The organism is Bradyrhizobium arachidis (genome assembly GCF_024758505.1).
Taxonomy (GTDB): domain Bacteria; phylum Pseudomonadota; class Alphaproteobacteria; order Rhizobiales; family Xanthobacteraceae; genus Bradyrhizobium; species Bradyrhizobium manausense_C.
The window spans coordinates 8,726,976-8,744,780 of the sequence record NZ_CP077970.1 but is presented as its reverse complement, the minus strand read 5'-3'; the positions used below and the strand labels follow the sequence as shown (position 1 = coordinate 8,744,780).

18 protein-coding genes are annotated in these 17,805 nt (G+C 65.6%); 13 read left to right on the top strand and 5 right to left on the bottom strand.

Annotated elements, in window-relative coordinates:
• Window positions 1-139: 139 nt before the first annotated feature.
• Entirely contained in the window at window positions 140-1,027 is an 888-nt protein-coding gene (locus KUF59_RS40725; protein WP_258770080.1) for a LysR family transcriptional regulator, read from the top strand.
• Here the strand turns inward: KUF59_RS40725 and KUF59_RS40720 are convergent.
• Window positions 1,024-1,677 carry a DNA-3-methyladenine glycosylase family protein gene (locus KUF59_RS40720; protein ID WP_258770078.1) on the bottom strand — a complete coding sequence of 218 codons (654 nt, stop codon included), beginning with the start codon at window positions 1,675-1,677 and terminating at the stop codon, window positions 1,024-1,026. The genes KUF59_RS40725 and KUF59_RS40720 overlap by 4 nt on opposite strands.
• A 231-nt stretch (window positions 1,678-1,908) precedes the next feature.
• On the opposite strand from KUF59_RS40720, the gene gluQRS reads away from it, so the two are divergent.
• Window positions 1,909-2,781, top strand: coding sequence for a tRNA glutamyl-Q(34) synthetase GluQRS (gene gluQRS, locus KUF59_RS40715; protein ID WP_258768005.1), 873 nt, complete (start codon window positions 1,909-1,911; stop codon window positions 2,779-2,781).
• 87 nt (window positions 2,782-2,868) lie between these two features.
• Window positions 2,869-4,167: an ATP-binding protein gene (locus tag KUF59_RS40710; RefSeq protein ID WP_258768004.1), complete on the top strand. Its 1,299-nt coding sequence runs from the start codon at window positions 2,869-2,871 to the stop codon at window positions 4,165-4,167.
• Here KUF59_RS40710 and KUF59_RS40705 read toward each other — a convergent pair.
• Complete coding sequence (locus tag KUF59_RS40705) at window positions 4,094-4,987, bottom strand: YihY/virulence factor BrkB family protein (protein ID WP_258768003.1); 894 nt, start codon at window positions 4,985-4,987, stop codon at window positions 4,094-4,096. The two genes, KUF59_RS40710 and KUF59_RS40705, sit on opposite strands and share 74 nt — an antisense overlap.
• A 184-nt stretch (window positions 4,988-5,171) precedes the next feature.
• Here KUF59_RS40705 and KUF59_RS40700 point away from each other — a divergent pair, with 184 nt between their 5' ends.
• The 6 genes from KUF59_RS40700 (at window position 5,172) to KUF59_RS40675 (ending at window position 9,362) form a co-directional block, all read left to right on the top strand.
• Window positions 5,172-5,369: a twin transmembrane helix small protein gene (locus KUF59_RS40700; protein WP_258768002.1), complete on the top strand. Its 198-nt coding sequence runs from the start codon at window positions 5,172-5,174 to the stop codon at window positions 5,367-5,369.
• A gap of 95 nt (window positions 5,370-5,464) precedes the next feature.
• Window positions 5,465-6,037 carry a cob(I)yrinic acid a,c-diamide adenosyltransferase gene (locus KUF59_RS40695; RefSeq protein WP_212460250.1) on the top strand — a complete coding sequence of 191 codons (573 nt, stop codon included), beginning with the start codon at window positions 5,465-5,467 and terminating at the stop codon, window positions 6,035-6,037.
• Window positions 6,038-6,155: 118 nt separating this feature from the next.
• Window positions 6,156-6,905, top strand: a complete 750-nt coding sequence (locus tag KUF59_RS40690; protein WP_258768001.1) for an electron transfer flavoprotein subunit beta/FixA family protein — start codon at window positions 6,156-6,158, stop codon at window positions 6,903-6,905.
• Window positions 6,905-7,849, top strand: a complete 945-nt coding sequence (locus KUF59_RS40685) for an electron transfer flavoprotein subunit alpha/FixB family protein (RefSeq protein WP_258768000.1) — start codon at window positions 6,905-6,907, stop codon at window positions 7,847-7,849. The genes KUF59_RS40690 and KUF59_RS40685 overlap by 1 nt, the downstream gene beginning before the upstream one ends.
• 231 nt (window positions 7,850-8,080) lie before the next feature.
• Window positions 8,081-8,962 (top strand): 3-hydroxybutyryl-CoA dehydrogenase, encoded by an 882-nt coding sequence (locus tag KUF59_RS40680; protein WP_212460253.1) that lies wholly within the window; start codon window positions 8,081-8,083, stop codon window positions 8,960-8,962.
• A 205-nt stretch (window positions 8,963-9,167) separates the two neighbouring features.
• Entirely contained in the window at window positions 9,168-9,362 is a 195-nt protein-coding gene (locus KUF59_RS40675) for a hypothetical protein (protein ID WP_140978935.1), read from the top strand.
• Between the two features lie 83 nt (window positions 9,363-9,445).
• On the opposite strand, the gene tlpA is transcribed toward KUF59_RS40675, so the two are convergent.
• Window positions 9,446-10,117 carry a thiol:disulfide interchange protein TlpA gene (tlpA, locus tag KUF59_RS40670; protein ID WP_212460254.1) on the bottom strand — a complete coding sequence of 224 codons (672 nt, stop codon included), beginning with the start codon at window positions 10,115-10,117 and terminating at the stop codon, window positions 9,446-9,448.
• Between the two features lie 127 nt (window positions 10,118-10,244).
• Here tlpA and argH point away from each other — a divergent pair, with 127 nt between their 5' ends.
• The 3 genes from argH to lysA all read left to right on the top strand — a co-directional run bounded on the left by argH (window position 10,245) and on the right by lysA (window position 13,318).
• Window positions 10,245-11,642: an argininosuccinate lyase gene (gene argH, locus KUF59_RS40665; RefSeq protein ID WP_212460255.1), complete on the top strand. Its 1,398-nt coding sequence runs from the start codon at window positions 10,245-10,247 to the stop codon at window positions 11,640-11,642.
• Between the two features lie 94 nt (window positions 11,643-11,736).
• Window positions 11,737-12,027 (top strand): LPS translocon maturation chaperone LptM, encoded by a 291-nt coding sequence (gene lptM, locus KUF59_RS40660; RefSeq protein WP_212460256.1) that lies wholly within the window; start codon window positions 11,737-11,739, stop codon window positions 12,025-12,027.
• Between the two features lie 25 nt (window positions 12,028-12,052).
• Window positions 12,053-13,318, top strand: coding sequence for a diaminopimelate decarboxylase (gene lysA, locus KUF59_RS40655; protein ID WP_212460257.1), 1,266 nt, complete (start codon window positions 12,053-12,055; stop codon window positions 13,316-13,318).
• Between the two features lie 149 nt (window positions 13,319-13,467).
• On the opposite strand, the gene KUF59_RS40650 is transcribed toward lysA, so the two are convergent.
• Together KUF59_RS40650 and KUF59_RS40645 are read right to left on the bottom strand one after the other, a co-directional pair.
• Window positions 13,468-14,358, bottom strand: coding sequence for an NAD(P)-dependent oxidoreductase (locus KUF59_RS40650; RefSeq protein WP_212460258.1), 891 nt, complete (start codon window positions 14,356-14,358; stop codon window positions 13,468-13,470).
• A gap of 210 nt (window positions 14,359-14,568) precedes the next feature.
• On the bottom strand, window positions 14,569-14,952 hold the full coding sequence (locus KUF59_RS40645; RefSeq protein ID WP_212460259.1) for a carboxymuconolactone decarboxylase family protein: 384 nt from the start codon (window positions 14,950-14,952) through the stop codon (window positions 14,569-14,571).
• 171 nt (window positions 14,953-15,123) lie between these two features.
• On the opposite strand from KUF59_RS40645, the gene KUF59_RS40640 reads away from it, so the two are divergent.
• Window positions 15,124-17,775: a TIGR02302 family protein gene (locus tag KUF59_RS40640; protein WP_212460260.1), complete on the top strand. Its 2,652-nt coding sequence runs from the start codon at window positions 15,124-15,126 to the stop codon at window positions 17,773-17,775.
• The last annotated feature ends 30 nt before the right edge of the window (window positions 17,776-17,805 follow it).

Below are 17,805 nucleotides of genomic sequence, written 5' to 3'. Positions count from 1 at the left end.
GGCAGGCGCGCCGGACCGGTCGTCGGTCGGGTTCCCTGCCCCTTGTCGGATTTGGCGCCACTATAGGGTTGGACGGCGGCCACCGATCGTTCAATATTGAACGGCTAAGCCTTCAAAAATGAACGGGGTCGCGATGCCGCTGGATTGGGATCTCTGCAAGGCCTTCGTGGCGGTGGCTGATACCGGAAGCTTCACGGCGGCGGCGCGCCGCCTGCACGCCAGCCACCCGACGCTCAGCCGCAAGATCGCGGCCCTGGAGGCGCAGCTCGGCACCAAATTGCTGGTGCGCGCCGCCGACGGCCTCACCATGACATCCGACGGGCGCAAATTTCGCGAGCATGCCGAGGCCATGGCGGCTGCGGCACTTCGTGCGGAAACTGCGGTGGCTGCGGGCGGGCGTCAGGCCCGCGGCACCGTCAAATTGTCGATCGGCGCGACGCTCGCCTCGCATTGGCTGATGCCGCGCCTTCCCGAATTCCTCCGCGCGCACGATCACATCCAGCTCGAAATCATTACCCATCCATTTCCGGCAAGCGTCTGGCGGCGCGAGGCTGACGTGGTGCTGCGTCCCGTCGACAGCGGCGAGGAAAATCTGGTCGGCCGCAAGATCGGTCGCCTCGGCACGGGTTTTTATGCCTCGCGCGATTACGCGGCCGGACGGCAGCTGCCCGAGCGGCGCGGCGAATGGAAGGGCCAAAGCGTCATCGGCTTCGCCGACCAGACCTCGAACGCGCAGCTCGCACGCTGGAGCGATTCCGTCACGGCCCAGGGCAGGGTGGTGATGCGCTGCTCCTCCCAGGGAGACATGCTGGCCGCGGCGCGCGCCGGCATCGGAATCTCCGCGCTGTCCTGCTTCGTGGCGGAAAGCTATTCCGACCTCGTGCGCGTTGCGCCGCAAAAGCTCGTCAGCGTCGCGGACCTCTGGCTGCTCGCCCATCCCGATCTGGTCGAGCTCCCCGCAGTGCGCGCCGTCATCGACTTCGTCGCCGCCAGCGCGCGAGCGGATCGCGTGCGCCTGCGCGGTTAAGCCTGTCCGCCGATCACGCCTTCGCGCTTCTTCACGGCGCGGTAGTAGCTCCACCAGAGATGCGCGGCGGCGCCGCGCAGGGGGCGCCAGGGTTCGGCGAGGGGAGCCATCTGCTTTTCGGTAGGGCGCGTCTTCAACCCGAGCCCGATGCGGATGCCCTCCTGCACGGCGAGGTCGCCGGCGGGCCAGGCGTCGCCATGGCCGAGGCAGAACAACAGATAGACGTCCGCCGTCCACGGCCCGATGCCGGGCAGCGCGATCAGCGTGTGATGCGCGGCATCGGCGTCTTCCTCCGCGAGCACTTCGAGATTCAACCGTTCGGCGGTGAGTTCGCGCGCGATGTTCTTCAGCGTCTTGATTTTTGCAGCCGACAACCCGAGCCGCCCCAGTCGGTCGGCACGGGCACGGCGGACCGCGTCATGGTCGAACGGATCGAACGCGGCTGACAGCCGTCCCCAGATCGCGGCGGCGCTCGCGGTCGAGAGTTGCTGTCCGCAGACGATATGCGCGAGCCCGACAAAGCCCGGCTCGCGCCGCCGCAACGCCGGCATGCCAGCGATATCAAGCACCGGTTTCAGGCGCGGATCCCGCTTCACCAGCGTGTGGACGGCCTCTTCGAGATCGGACTGGGTTTCGAGGTGGATGGTCATGCTGGTCGTGACTCTCTGCGCCGCCGTCATGGCCGGGCTTGTCCCGGCCATCCACGTCTTTCTTGGCTCCTGCAACGTGCTCTTCTTAGCACGGGTCTCGTGGCTCGCATTCGTATTGACCTTGACATGCTGTTCGTGAGGGAACGAAGAACGTGGATGGCCGGGACATAGGTGAGCGGAAGCGACGCCGTCCTCCGGACGGCTATGCCCGGCCATGAAGAGATCTGGTTTATGTCGCCACCCGTTTTCCGATTTGCCCCGAGCCCGAACGGCTATCTCCATCTCGGTCACGCCTATTCGGCGCTGCTCAATGCCGATCGCGCGCGCGAGACCGGCGGGCGGCTGTTGCTGCGTATCGAGGACATCGACGCGACGCGCTGCCGGCCCGAATTCGAGGCGGCGATTTTCGAGGACCTCGCCTGGCTTGGCATCGCCTGGGAGACGCCGGTAAGGCGGCAGTCGGAACATCCGGCCGACTATCGCGCCGCGTTGGAAAAGCTCTCCGCGCTTGGACTGGTCTATCCTTCCTTCGAGAGCCGCGCCGAGATCACAAAACTCGTTGCCGCGCGCGAGGCTGATAGCCCCTGGCCGCGCGATCCCGACGGAGCGCCGCATTATCCCGGCACGGCCAGCGAGCTTCCGCCCGCTGAGCGCGAGCGGCTGATCGCGTCGGGCATGCCTTACGCGCTGCGGCTCGATATGGCGGCGGCCTGCCGCCGGGTCCCGGCGCTCGACTGGACGGAAGCGGGCGAAGGCCCCGATGGCGAGCGCGGTCAGGTCATCGCGCGGCCAGAGGCTTGGGGCGACGTGATCCTCGCGCGCAAGGAGACGCCGACCAGCTACCACCTCTCGGTTGTCGTCGACGATGCGCTCCAGGGTGTGAGCGAAGTGGTGCGCGGGCAGGATCTGTTTCATGCCACCTCCGTGCACCGGCTGCTCCAGGTGTTGTTGGGCCTGCCAGCGCCCGCCTATCGGCACCACGGCTTGGTTCGCGACGAGGCGGGACGAAAGCTCTCGAAATCGACCCGCGCGACGGGGTTGCGGGAGTTGCGCGCGGGCGGTGCCGGCCCATCCGATATCAGTCGGTTGGTGGGATTACGTTAAGTTTCTCTGGGGTTTAGCCAAACGCGTCCGTGACTCGCCGGCCCCCTCCATGCCATGCTGACCACAAGCCGGGGTTCAAGGGGAAACATGGCGGCGAAAACGCGCATCGCGCGCAGCACACGGTCGCCCGAGCGGCGACTGTCCAAAAAGCGTGGGAAGACGCGGGTTGCGACGCGCGCCAAAACGTACGCCAAGAAGACTCATGTCAAGAAGGCGCCTGCAGCGCACAAGCGCAGCGCCAAGGCCAATTCGCCTGACGTGGTTCAGGCCGCGCTCGCAGCCTTCGCCCACGAGGTCCGCACCCCCCTGACCGGAATTCTGGCGATCAGCGATCTGCTCGCGACGTCGGACCTTGGCGAGCGGGAGCGCCGTTGGGCCGACACCATCAAGGCTGGCGCCGAGCATCTGGCGAGCCTTGCCACCCTGTTCGTCGATGCCGCCAAGACCGCAACCGGCTTGAGCAGCCTGGGCCAAGACATGTTCGACCTGCGCGCACTGGCGCGGTCTGTCGGCGATTCGCTGGCCGGGCGTGCCGCCGCCAAGGGGCTGCAGGCCGAGGTCGACATCTCCGACAAGCTTCCGGCGCTCGTGGTCGGCGACCCCGTCCGTCTCCGCGCGGCGCTGGAGAACCTGATCGACAATGCCGTGAAGTTCACCGAGAAGGGCGTGGTGGCGTTCTCGGCCGTGCCATGGCGCGGGGCCAAGGGCAAGGTCGGCGCCGCGTTCTCGGTGTCCGATAGCGGCATCGGCCTCACCATGGCCGAGATCAAGCGCCTGTTCCGCCCGTTCTCGCAGGCCAACGTCACCATCGCCTCGCGATTCGGCGGCGCCGGGCTCGGGCTCTCATCCGTGAAGCAACTGGCGCGCGCGATGGGCGGCGATATCGCGGTGGCGCCGCGGCGCGGCGGCGGGGCCACTTTCACGCTCACGGTCTCATTGACGTCCGCCAAGGCCGAGCGCTCACCGAGGGCGGCCGGTCGCGACGGTCATGTCTCGGCCGCGATGGCGGGCCTGCGCGTGCTCAGCGTCGAGGACAATCCGTTCGGCCGCGTCGTGCTCAATACCATTTTGACCGAGCTCGGCCATCATGCCGAGTTCATCGGCCGCGGCGAGGACGCCGAGAACCGCCTGACTCAGGGCGGATTCGACGCCGTGCTGATGGACATGGTGCTGCCGGGGATCGACGGCATCGAAGCCATCAGGCGTATCCGCTGCATGCATGCGCCGCTCGGCCAGATCCCGATCATCGGCATTTCCGGCCGCGGCGAGGACGAGGTGGCCTCGCGCGCCGCCGGCGCCGACGCGTTCCTGGTCAAGCCTGTGTCTCCGCGTGCGCTAGCGACTGCGCTGCTTGAAGCGAGACGCCGTGCGGAAGCCGCGACTTGATGATCGCGGCGTTGAGTTCGCCGCCGAACACGAAGATCGCGGCGATGAAATACAGGAACACCAGCGCGATGATCACCGAGGCGAGGCCCGCATACATCGTCACGTAGTTGTTGGCGAAGCGCGCCAGATATTGTCCGAACACGACGCCCGAGATCAGCGACGCCACCATTGTGAAGACGATGCCGGGCAGGATCTGCAGGAAGCCGCGCCGTCCAGCCGGCAGCCATGCATGCAGGATGAACAGCGCCACGGTCAGCGCGCCGACGGTGATGCCGTAGCGCAGCCAGGTGAGGATGCTCTCGTTGGATTCGACGAACAGCGGGATGTGGCGGCGTGCAGTCTCGATGACGAGCGGGCCGAGCACGATCAGGAATGCCATCGCCAGCGCCGTGAAGGCAGCGACCAGCGTGTAGCCGATCGATTCCAGCCGCAGCCAGTACCAGCGCCGCATCTCGATTACCGCATAAGCGCGGTTGAGCGCGACGCGCAGCGCTTCGACACCGTTCGAGGCGAAGTAGACCGCCAGCACCGCACCGACTGTCAGCAAGCCGGTGCGGGTCGTGGTCAGGACGTCATGGATCTCGCCCGAGATGGAATCTGCGACCTGCTTCGGCCAGACCTGGAGCATCAGCTCGGCAGCCTGGTCGGCGAGCTCCTTGGAGCCGAAGAAGCCGGCAAGCGAGGTCAGCACGATCAGGAACGGGAACAGCGCCATCAGTGTCGACAGCGCGATATGGCTTGCGATCGCCCAGCCGTCATCGGCCAGGAACGTGTAGAACGCATCCATCACGACGTCGTAGATGTAGCGGATTGGCTTCACGCGCCACCTACACCGCTGCTGCCGCTCCCTCTCCCCGCAAGCGGGGAGAGGCGAAGGAGGCCAGCGACTGGCTCAAATCAAAAATCATCCTGCTACCATCTGATATTATTGGATTAAAAGCCAGATCGCCGGGAACGGCTGTGCCGCGATGGCGCATCGACGAACAGGGTGTTATCTACCGCCAATGGCATCACTTTTAAGTTCTTTCCTTCTGCCGGTGGCAGCCGGCGCCGTGGCCCTGGTGCTGCTGCTTGGTCTCGTCAACCTGATGCGGGGCGGATCGCCTAACCTCTCGCAGAAGCTGATGCGGTGGCGCGTGCTGCTGCAATTCGTGACGATCATCATTGCCATGCTCGCGGTCTGGGCGATGGGGCGGGGCTGAGCGAGCATGATCCGGACCCGAAGGGCCGCGTTAGCGCAAAGTGTGCAGCGGTTTTCCGATAAGATCATGCTCAAACTTTGAGTAACGAGGCACACATGGTCGTTCTCAACCGCATCTATACGCGCACCGGTGACGACGGCACGACGGCGCTCGGCTCGGGCGAACGCCGCGCGAAATACGATCTGCGGATCGAGGCCTATGGCACCGTGGACGAGACCAATGCCGCGATCGGCGTGGTCCGGCTGCACACCAAGGGCGAAGGCGAGCTCGATGCGATGCTCGGCCGGATCCAGAACGATCTGTTCGATCTCGGCGCCGACCTTGCCGTGCCCGAGCGTGAGGGCAAGGCCGAGCGGTTGCGGGTAGTGGCGAGCCAGGTCGAGCGGCTCGAGCGCGACATCGACGCGCTCAACGACAAGCTCGCACCGCTGACCTCGTTCGTGCTGCCGGGCGGAACCGCGGCCGCCGCCCATCTCCACGTCGCGCGGACCATTTGCCGTCGGGCGGAACGGGTCATGGTGGAACTCGCGGCTCAGCCCAACGAACCCGTCGGCGCCGCTGGCATCCAATATATGAACCGGCTGTCGGATTTCCTGTTTGTGGCGAGCCGCGCCGCCAATCATAATGGCGCTGGCGACGTGCTGTGGGTGCCGGGCCAGAACCGCTGACCCATCCCTGGATTGGGGGTGAAAAATTGCCCGTTTCGCGCGTTGACCGGGCTGTGCCGGGCCTTTAGGTTCCGCGCCAGTTGATAACCCCCCTCCAAAAATAAGTGAAAGAGGATCGATGAAGGTCTTGGTGCCGGTAAAGCGGGTGGTCGATTACAACGTCAAGGTCCGCGTCAAGGGCGATGGATCGGGCGTTGAACTGGCCAACGTCAAAATGTCGATGAACCCATTCGACGAAATCGCGGTCGAGGAAGCGCTGCGCCTGAAGGAAGGCGGCAAGGCCACCGAGGTCGTGGTCGTCTCCATCGGTCCGGCGCAGGCGTCGGAAACGATCCGCACCGGTCTCGCCATGGGCGCCGATCGCGGCATCCTGGTGAAGGCCGACGGCAATGTCGAACCGCTCGCCGTCGCAAAAATCCTGAAGAAGGTTGCGGACGAAGAGCAGCCGGGCCTGATCATTTTGGGCAAGCAGGCGATTGACGACGACTCCAACCAGACCGGCCAGATGCTGGCCGCGCTGCTCGGCTGGTCGCAGGCGACCTTCGCCTCCAAGCTCGAGGTCGAGGGTTCTGACTTCAAGGTCACGCGTGAGGTCGATGGCGGCCTGCAGACCGTGAAGCTCAAGGGACCGGCGATCGTCACCACCGATCTGCGTCTCAACGAGCCGCGCTACGCCTCGCTGCCGAACATCATGAAGGCGAAGAAGAAGCCGATCGCCGAGAAGGCCGTCGCCGACTACGGCGTCGATGTCGCTGCGCGCCTCGAAATTCTCAAGACGTCGGAGCCACCGGGCCGCAAGGCGGGCGTCAAGGTCAAGGACGTCGCCGAGCTGGTGTCGAAGCTCAAGAACGAAGCCGGGGTGATCTGATGACGACGCTGCTGATTGCTGAACACGACAACGCGTCGCTGAAGGACGCCACCAACAAGGCGCTGACGGCGGCTGCCGCGCTCGGCGCCGACGTCCACGTGCTGGTCGCCGGTCAGAACGCCAAGCAAGCGGCGGACGCCGCCTCCAAGCTCGCCGGCGTGACCAAGGTCCTGCTGGCGGAGGGCGATGCCTATGCGCACGATCTCGCCGAGCCGCTCGCCGCGCTGATCGTCTCGCTGGCCCCTGGCTACGACGCCTTCGTGGCGCCCGCGACCTCGCGCTTCAAGAACGTGATGCCGCGCGTCGCAGCGCTGCTCGACGTCATGCAGGTCTCGGAGATCATCAAGGTGGTCGCGCCCGATACCTTCGAGCGTCCGATCTACGCCGGCAACGCCATCCAGACGGTGAAGTCGAAGGACGCCAAGAAGGTCATCACGGTCCGCACCTCCACCTTCGCGGCCGCAGCTGGCGGCGGCAGCGCGCCGGTCGAGAACGCCTCGGCCGCGGCCGATCCGGGCCTGTCGACCTTCGTTGGCGAGGAAGTCGCCAAGAGCGATCGTCCCGAGCTGACCTCGGCCAAGATCATCGTTTCCGGCGGTCGCGCCATGCAGAGCCGGGAAAACTTTGCCAAGTACATCGAGCCGCTGGCCGACAAGCTGGGTGCCGGTGTCGGCGCCTCGCGCGCGGCGGTGGACGCCGGCTATGCGCCCAACGACTGGCAGGTCGGCCAGACCGGCAAGGTCGTGGCCCCCGAGCTCTATGTCGCGGTCGGCATTTCCGGCGCGATCCAGCATCTGGCCGGCATGAAGGACTCCAAGGTGATCGTCGCGATCAACAAGGACGAGGACGCGCCGATCTTCCAGGTCGCCGATTACGGCCTGGTCGCCGACCTCTACCAGGCGGTTCCGGAGCTTACGGCCGAACTCGGCAAGCTCGGTAAGTAAAACTACGCAAAAACACCGGCCGGATGTGTAAACTCCGGCCGGTGTTTCATTTCCGAGGCGTTTTCTTTGGCGCGGGGCACGCGGAAAGACGCTTCCAATCTAGGTTTCGGGCCAAGGTTCTGATTAAATCAAGCTTCTGATCAAATCAGGCCCCAAGGCTCAATAGGGCTCAATACTTGGGCTCAGGGGATAGGCAGGCGCGATGTGCGCGCCGTTCCGGTGGATGACAAGATGGCGGCAGTGATCAAGAAGGTCGGCGTGATCGGCGCGGGGCAGATGGGCAACGGCATCGCCCATGTCGCGGCGCTGGCCGGTTTCGACGTGGTGCTCAACGACATCTCGGCCGACCGCCTCAAGTCCGGCATGGCCACCATCAACGGCAATCTGACCCGCCAGGTCGCCAAGAAGGCCGTCAGCGAGGACGACAAGGTCAAGGCGTTGGCGCGCATCAAGCTCGCCGAGACGCTGGACGACCTCGCCGACTGCGACCTCGTGATCGAGACCGCGGTCGAGAAGGAAGAGGTCAAGCGCAAGATCTTTCACGACCTCTGCGCAGTGCTGAAGCCCGAGGCGATCGTCGCCTCCGACACGTCCTCGATCTCGATCACGCGCCTTGCCGCAGCCACCGACCGGCCCGAGCGTTTCATCGGCATTCACTTCATGAATCCGGTGCCGCTGATGGAGCTGGTCGAGCTGATCCGCGGCATCGCCACCGACGACTCGACTTTCGAGGCGTCCAAGGAATTCGTCGCCAAGCTCGGCAAGCAGGTCGCGGTCTCCGAGGATTTCCCGGCCTTCATCGTCAACCGCATCCTGCTGCCGATGATCAACGAGGCGATCTACACGCTGTATGAAGGCGTCGGCAACGTCGAGGGGATCGACGCGGCGATGAAGCTCGGCGCGCATCACCCGATGGGCCCGCTGGAGCTCGCCGATTTCATCGGTCTCGATACCTGCCTGTCCATCATGCAGGTGCTGCATGAGGGGCTGGCCGATTCCAAGTACCGGCCCTGTCCGCTGCTGGTGAAATATGTCGAGGCCGGCTGGCTCGGCCGCAAGACGCAGCGCGGCTTCTACGATTATCGCGGCGCCAAGCCGGTTCCGACGCGCTAACGCGGTCTCGAGCCCCGGACGCTGCGCAGCGCGTCAGCGGTGGGCTACAGATCCGGGGTCCATCAGCCACAAGCACGAAAGCGTGGGTCCCGGCTCAGCGTCGCGTCATTTCATGCCGCGCCGCGTCCGGGACACGATGGTGCGTGAAATCTCCACCTCTCGTTAACTCTTCACCCCCTAGGGTGGCGGCCAAGAGGGTTCGCGTATGGACATGATGGCCATGGTCAGCAGCATGCTGGCCGCTCAGCAAGGCGCGCTGCAGTCAAACATTGCAGCCACGCTCACCAAGCAGAATGCGGATATGGAGAAATCCACGGTCCTGACGCTGCTCGGCGCGGGTCAGCCCTCGCTCGCCAATGTCGGCCCGGGCGTCGGCGGCAACCTCAATATTTCGGCCTAACGCGCCTGATCCGGAAAACTGGGCACCGGTCTTCCCTCGCGACAAACGCGAAACGCGTTTGCGCGGAGATCATGCGCCAATAGTTAAAGCGCCGCAGCGATCGGCTTCACCGCCGCGCGGATCAGCTTTAGCGCGTCCTCGCTCGCCCATTCGGCAGGACCGGCGATGGTCGCGATCTCGCAGCCCTGGGGATCGACGAGCACCGAGGTCGGCATGCCCAGCGCCCGGCCTATTGCCTTAAGATCCTGGAAAACCTTGGCTTTCTGGTCGTTGAAATAGCCGAGCCGGATAAGATTGGCGTCTTTCAGGAAATTCTTGGGCTTTTCGGGATCGCGGGTGTCGATGTTGATCGCCACCACCTCGAAATTCGGCCCGCTCATCTTGGCCTGGAGCTCCTCCAGTGCCGGCATCTCCTTGCGACAGGGCACGCACCAGGTGGCCCAGAGGTTCACCAGCAGCGTCTTGCCGCGGAAGTCGGAGAGCTTTCTCGGCTTGCCGTCGGCGTCCTCGAAGGCGAGGTCGGGCAGGCGCAGGGGGGCGGTGGCGACCGTGAGCGCCGCGACCTCGCCATGGACCAGCGGCGCGATCCGTTTTGCGGTCTCGACCGCGGCCCGGCAGGCCGGATCGCCGGACGGGCTCCGGCCCAGCCCCAGCCCGTACAGCGCGGCAAAGCCGACGGCCCCACCGATCACCACCGTGGCGATCACGAGGGGAATCCGGCGCGTGGCCGAGGGCGCGGGCGTCTGGTCGTGCATATCGTTTGTCATCCGGTCGCAGATATGGCTATCAGGGGCCTCTTAATACGGCTGGCAGCGGCCAGCAAACGTGCGCAGCGACAAACAGGGCCGCAGCTAGCGATCAGCAGGGCGTGAGCAGGACATCATGAGCAACAAGATGTGGGGCGGCCGGTTCTCGGAACGTCCCGATGAGATCATGGAGGAGATCAACGTCTCCATCGACGTCGATCGTCACATGTATGCCCAGGACATCGCCGCGTCCAAAGCCCATGCCGCGATGCTCGCTACCCAAGGCATCATCACGGCCTCTGATGCGAAAAATATCGGCAAGGGTCTAGACACGATTTTGTCAGAGATCGGCAAGGGCGATTTTGCGTTCAAGCGCGCGCTCGAAGATATCCATATGAACGTCGAGAGCCGGCTGTCGGAACTGATCGGGCCGGCCGCAGGGCGTCTGCACACCGCGCGCTCGCGCAACGACCAGGTCGCGACCGACTTCCGTCTCTACGTCCGCGACGTCCTCGACGAGACCGATGCAGCGCTGGCCTCGTTCCAGCAGGCGCTGGTCGACCGCGCGCTCGAACATGCCGGCACCGTGATGCCCGGCTTCACGCATCTGCAGACCGCGCAGCCCGTGACCTTTGGCCATCATCTGCTCGCCTATGTCGAGATGGCCGCGCGCGATCGCGGCCGTTTCCAGGACGCGCGCAAGCGGCTGAACGAATCTCCGCTCGGTGCCGCCGCACTCGCCGGCACCTCGTTCCCGATCGATCGTCATGCCACCGCAAAGGCGCTCGGCTTCGACCGCCCGATGGCGAACTCGCTCGACGCGGTCTCCGATCGCGACTTCGTGCTGGAGACGCTGTCGGCGGCTTCGATCTGCGCCGTGCACATGTCGCGCTTTGCCGAGGAGATCGTGATCTGGACCTCGCCGCTGGTTGGCCTGATCAGCCTCAGCGACAAGTTCACCACCGGCTCCTCGATCATGCCGCAGAAGCGCAACCCGGATGCCGCCGAACTCGTGCGCGCAAAAACCGGCCGCGTCATCGGCGCGCTCAACGGTCTGTTGATCGTGATGAAGGGCCTGCCGCTCGCCTATCAAAAGGACATGCAGGAGGACAAGCAGGGCGCCATGGAAGGCTTTGCCGCGCTGTCGCTGGCGATCCGCGCCATGACCGGCATGGTCCGCGACCTCGTGCCCGACCAGGCCAAGATGAGGCTTGCCGCCGGCGAGGGCTACGCCACCGCGACCGATCTTGCCGACTGGCTGGTGCGGACGCTGAAAATGCCGTTCCGCGACGCTCACCACGTCACCGGCCGCATCGTCGCCAGGGCGTCGAAGGACGGTGTCGCGCTGCACGAGCTGCCGCTCGCCGCCATGCAGGAGATCGAGCCGAAAATCACCAAGGAGGTGATGGGCGTGCTCTCGGTCGAATCGTCGGTGAAGAGCCGGACGAGCTTTGGCGGGACGGCGCCGAAGAACGTCGCATCGCAAGCCAAGGCCTGGGCCAAGCGGCTGGAAAAAGAGCGAAAATTGGGCTGAAGGCCAAAATTTCGCTGCTCTTCCGTGGCCTTCCGGCACTCGCCAGAGCGGGCCAACCTCTGTATGGTGCGGCCCGCGTAGTGGGGATCTCGTCGTGACGTCAAAGTTTCGCCCGGCCGGCTCGGGATGGGCCATCATTGTCCTTAGCCTGACCGCGTTGGCGCTGGCCGGCTGCGGCCGCAAGGGGCCGCTCGATTTGCCGCCGAACGCGTCCAACGCCTCGACGGCCGCGCCCGCCGGCCCCGTCGATACCGAGATGGAAACCCAGCGCACGCCGAGCGTCTTCAATCCGACCTACGGTACCGACGCCGCGCCTGCTGCTACCCGCGGCAAGAAGAAACCGTTTATCCTCGATCCGCTCCTGGACGAAAAACCCGCGCGCTAAGGCGTGGGGCAACCGAGCCAACGCCATGAATCATTTCGACTACCGCAACGGCGTGCTGCACGCCGAGGCGGTCAATCTTTCTGAATTGGCCGAGACCGTCGGCACGCCGTTCTATTGCTATTCGACCGCGACGCTGGAGCGCCACTACCGCGTCTTCACTGATGCCTTCGGCGGCGAGAAGGTGCTCGTCTGCTACGCAATGAAGGCCAACTCCAACCAGTCGGTGCTGCGCACGCTGGCGAAGCTCGGGGCCGGCGCCGACGTGGTCTCCGGTGGTGAACTGAAGCGCGCGCTGGCCGCCGGAATCCCGGCGAACAAGATCCTGTTCTCCGGCGTCGGCAAGACGGAAGCCGAGCTGCGCGCCGCCCTGGCCTCCGACATCCTCTGCATCAACGTCGAGTCCGAGCCCGAGCTCGAGCTGCTGTCGCGCCTCGCCGCCGAGACGGGCAAGACCGCGCGCATCTCCGTGCGCGTCAATCCGGACGTCGATGCCGGCACGCACGTAAAAATCTCCACCGGCAAGTCCGAGAACAAGTTCGGCATCCCGCTCGCGCGCGCCCGCGAGGTCTATGCCCGCGCAGCGAAGCTGCCGGGCATCGAGGTCACCGGGACCGACGTGCATATCGGCAGCCAGATCACCGATCTCTCGAAGATGGAGACGGCGTTCCGCATCCTCTCGGAATTCGTGCAGACGCTGCGCGCCGACGGCCACAACATCTCGCATGTCGATTTCGGCGGCGGGCTCGGCATTCCCTACTACATGGACCGCGAGGCGCCGCCGGCGCCGGACGCCTATGCTGCCATGGTCAAGCGCGTCACGCACAATCTCGGCTGCACGCTGATGTTCGAGCCGGGCCGCATGATCGTCGGCAATGCCGGCATTTTGGTCGCGCGCGTGATTTATGTGAAGCACGGCGACGGCAAGAACTTCGTCATTATCGATGCCGCGATGAACGATCTGATCCGCCCGACGCTGTACGAGGCGCATCACGACATCCTGCCGGTGGCGCAGCCTGCCAAGGGCGCGCCGACCATGGTGGCCGACGTCGTCGGGCCGGTCTGCGAGACCGGCGACTATCTCGCGCTCGACCGCACGCTGCCGACGCCGAAGGCCGGCGATCTCCTCGCCATCATGACCGCAGGCGCCTATGGCGCGGTGCAGGCCGGGACCTACAACACCCGCCCGCTGGTGCCGGAGGTGCTGGTGAAGGGCGACCAGTACGCCGTGGTCCGCCCGCGCATCGATGTCGAGCAGCTCATTGCGATGGACACGCCCGCGCCCTGGCTGTGAGGCCGGCGCCAAGTCGCTGAGCTAACCAAAAACCCGCAAAACAACCCCATGCAAAGTAGCCGTGGGTTTTCGGCATCACGCACGGGCGCGCGGCGGAACCGTTTGGCGCGCTGAGGCAAATCCGCCGCAACGCGCAACCGTCGTAGGCGTCAGGTCTTCCCGCCCACGATCACTCCCGCCTTCCTCTCGATCGGCTTGATCGCCGCCGTGAAATCCGACTCCGCACCCTCGTCGCGGATCACGGTCTCCCACAGGCGCCCGACCGCATCGGCGACCTCCATCGACAGCCCGAGCTGCTTCATCTCCTCCAGCGCCAGCCGCACGTCCTTGACCATCAAGCCCGTGGCGAAGCCGAAGTCGAAGGTGCGGGGCAGGACCGAGCGCGGAAACTTGTCGCGGCTCGCGGTGTTCATGCCGGAGCCGGCGTTGATGACGTCGATCATCACGGCGGGATCGAGGCCCGCCTTCACGCCCATCACCACGGCTTCGGAGGTTGCGACGATCGCGGTCGCCGAGAGGAAGTTGTTGGCGAGCTTCATGGTCTGCGCCGAGCCCGGCTTCTCGCCGATGAAGAACACTTTTCCGATCGCGTCGAGCGCGGCCTTGATGGTCTCGAAATCCGCTTTCGGTCCTGAGACCATCACTGCGAGCGTGCCCTTCTCGGCACCGCCGACGCCGCCGGAGACGGGGCTGTCGATCTGCACGATGTTGCGCTTCGCCAGCAGGCCGTGAATCTTCGTCGCCATCTGCGAGCCGACGGTGGAGAGATCGACGAAGCGCTTGACGCTGTTACCCTCGATCACGCCGCCTTCACCGGTCGCGACCGCGAGCGAGGCCTGCAGCGACGGCAGGCTTGCCATCACGGTTTCGGCCTGGTCGGCGACATCCTTCGGCGACATCGCAGCCTTCGCGCCGCGCGCCACCAGCCTGTCGACGACGTCCTTGCGCGTGTCGAACACGACGAGCTTATGCCCCGCCTCGATCAGCCGCCGCGCCATCGGGAAACCCATGTTTCCGAGGCCGATGAATCCGATGTCCATGGTGTTTCCTTTTTTCGTTGTTCTTGATCGGAGCGCCCTACGCTCCGCTGTCGTCCTGGCGAAAGCCAGGACCCATTACCCCAGGGAGCAGTTGTCGCGCGACGTGGTAACTCCGAGTCCCCGTAACCACATCCGCCGGTGGTTATGGGTCCTGGCTTTTGCCAGGACGACGGTGGGGAGGGATGCTGCGTCCCTCACTCTCATCGATCCTCACGCCTTGCCGTCGATCTCCGCAAACACCTCCCGCGCGATGCGGAAACTGTCGACTGCAGCGGGCATGCCGCCGTAGATCGCGACCTGCATCAGGATCTCGCGGATCTCGTCGCGCGTGACGCCGTTGGTCAGTGCGCCCTTGAGGTGCGCGCGGAATTCGTGCTGGCGGTTGAGGATCGCGATCATCGCGATGTTGAGCATGCTGCGGGTCTTGCGAGGCAGCTCCTTGCGGCCCCACACCGTGCCCCAGCAATATTCGTTGAGCATCTCCTGGAACGGACGGTTGAAGTCGTCGACATTCTTCAGGGCGTTGTTGACATAGGCCTCGCCGAGGACCGCTTTGCGGACCTCCAGCCCCTTGTCGTGCATCTTCTTGTCCATGACGTTTCCTTTTGCTCGTATTTCGGGATTGTGCGCGGAAACTACGGGGTTGAGGACGGCCAGTCACGTCCTCGTGTTATGCACCGAAGGGGTGCCGGGTCCCGTACAGGAACGGATGCCTCAGTGCTGCCGTTGTGATACGTTGTTCTTCCGGGCAACCTGGAGAGCTGATTGAACGGCGTGACCCCTGAGCCGTCAGACCCGATCCGCAGCAGCGACGCACTGTCGCGGCTGAAGCTGACGCAGGCCCTCAAGCGGGCGACATATGCGATCGCCTGGGAGCGCGCCTGGCCCCATCTGGCGCGGTTCTTGACCGTTGTCGGGCTGTTTCTGGTGGTTTCCTGGGCGGGCCTCTGGCTGGCGCTGCCGTTCGTCGCCCGCGCCATCGGGCTTGTCCTGTTCGCGGTGCTGGCCGCCGCCTCCCTCTTCCCCCTGATTCGATTCCGCTGGCCGAGCCGTGACCAGGGCCTGAGCCGACTGGACCGCGGTTCCGGTATCAGCCACCGCCCGGCCACGACGCTGACGGATACGCTGACCTCGCAGGATCCGGTCGCGCAGGCGCTGTGGCAGGCGCAGCGCGAGCGCACGCTGGCCTCGCTGAAGCGCATCCGCGCCGGCCTGCCGCACCCGCGGCTCGCGCTCACCGATCCCTGGGCGCTGCGCGCGCTGGTCATGGTGATGCTGGTCGCGACCTTTTTCGCCGCCGGCGACGAGCGCGCGATGCGCACCGGTGCCGCCTTCGACTGGAACGGCGTGCTGGCGCCCACCAACATCCGCGTCGATGCCTGGGTGACCCCGCCGCTCTACACCGCAAAGCCGCCGATCATCCTGTCGGCCGCCAACAAGGACGCCGCCACACTGCCCGCCAGCGGCCCGCTCGCGGTTCCCGCCGGCTCGACGCTGATTATCCGCTCCTCCGGCGGCAATCTCGATGTCGCGACCTCCGGCAGCATCAAGGAAGTCGCACTTAGCGAGCAGGCGCCCAAGGGCACCAACGAGAAGCATTTTGCGATTCAAGGCGACGGCACCGCGCATGTCCGTGCGCCCTCCGGCCAGCCGCAGTGGCGATTCAGCGCGCTGCCCGATCGTCCGCCGACGATCGCGCTCGCCAAGGATCCCGAGCGCCAGGCGCGCGGTGCGCTGCAACTGTCCTACAAGATCGAGGACGATTACGGCGTCACCGGTGCCGACGCGCAATTCGCGGTGCGTCCCGCCGAGGCTGCCAAGGGGACTGACAAGGGGGCTGACAAGGGCGCTGAGGAATCGAAATATGCGGCGCGCCCGCTGTTCCAGCCGCCGCAATTTCCGCTCACGCTGCCGAATGCGCGCACCCGCAACGGCGTCGGCCAGACGGTGAAGGATCTCAGCGAAGATCCCTATGCCGGCGCCGACGTCACGCTCACCCTCACGGCCAAGGACGAGGCCGGCAATGAGGCCAAGAGCGAGCCCTTCAACATGCGCCTGCCCGAGCGCCTGTTCACCAAGCCGCTCGCGCGCGCTCTGATCGAGCAGCGCCGCATCCTCGCGCTCGACGCCAACAAGAATTCCGACGTCTATACCGCGCTCGATGCGCTGATGATCGCGCCCGAGCTGTTCACGCCCGAGACCGGGCATTATCTCGGCCTGCACAGCGTGTCGCGACAGCTCGAGGCCGCGCGCACCGACGATGCCTTGCGCGAGGTCGTCGCGAGCCTGTGGGCGCTCGCGGTGACGATCGAGGACGGCAACATCAGCGACGTCGACAAGGCGCTGCGCGCGGCGCAGGACGCGCTCAAGCAGGCGCTCGATCGCAACGCGAGCGACGAGGAGATCAAGAAGCTCACGCAGGATCTGCGCCAGGCGATGGAAAACTTCATGCGCCAGCTCGCCGAGCAGCAGCGCAACAATCCGCAGCAGCTCGCCCGTCCTCTTGATCCCAACACGAAAATCCTGCGCCAGCAGGATCTGCAGAACATGATCGACCGCATGGAGCGCCTGTCGCGCTCCGGCGACAAGGATGCCGCCAAGCAGTTGCTCGACCAGCTCCAGCAGATGCTGGAGGGCCTGCAGATGGCGCAGCCGGGACAGTCTGGCGAGAGCGACATGGAGCAGGCGCTCAACGAGCTCGGCGACATGATCCGCAAGCAGCAGCAATTGCGCGACAAGACCTTCAAGCAGGGCCAGGACTCGCGCCGCGACCGCATGCGCGGCAAGCAGCAGGGGCAGGGCGACCAGTCGATGTCCGACCTGCAGCAGGACCAGCAGGGCCTGCGCGACCGGCTGAAGAAGCTCCAGGACGAGCTCGCCAAGCGCGGCCTCGCGCAGAACGGCCAAAAGGGTCAGAAGGGCCAAAAAGGCCAGCAGGGCGAACAGGGTCAGAAGGGCCAGCAGGGTCAGCAAGGTGGCGGCGACCAGGATGGCGACCAGGGCGACGATGACGACGGCGGCCTCGATACCGCCGACAGCGCCATGGGCGATGCCGGCTCCAAGCTCGGTGAGGGCAATGCCGACGGTGCCGTGGACTCGCAGGGCAAGGCGCTCGATGCGATGCGCAAGGGCGCGCAGAAGATGGCCGAGGCCATGCAGCAGGGCGACGGCGACGGCCAGGGCGACGGCCCCGGCCAGCGCGCCGGCCGTCAGCAGAGCGGCGGCAACCAGACCGATCCGCTCGGTCGTCCCTTGCACGGCCGTGAATTCGGCGACGATTACACCGTCAAAATCCCCGGCGAGATCGACGTGCAGCGTGTGCGCAGAATCCTCGAAGAACTCCGCCGCCGCCTAGGCGACCCCTCGCGTCCGCAGATCGAGCTCGATTATCTCGAGCGGCTGCTGAAGGATTTTTGAGCTACCGTCGTCCTGGACAAGCGAGCAGAG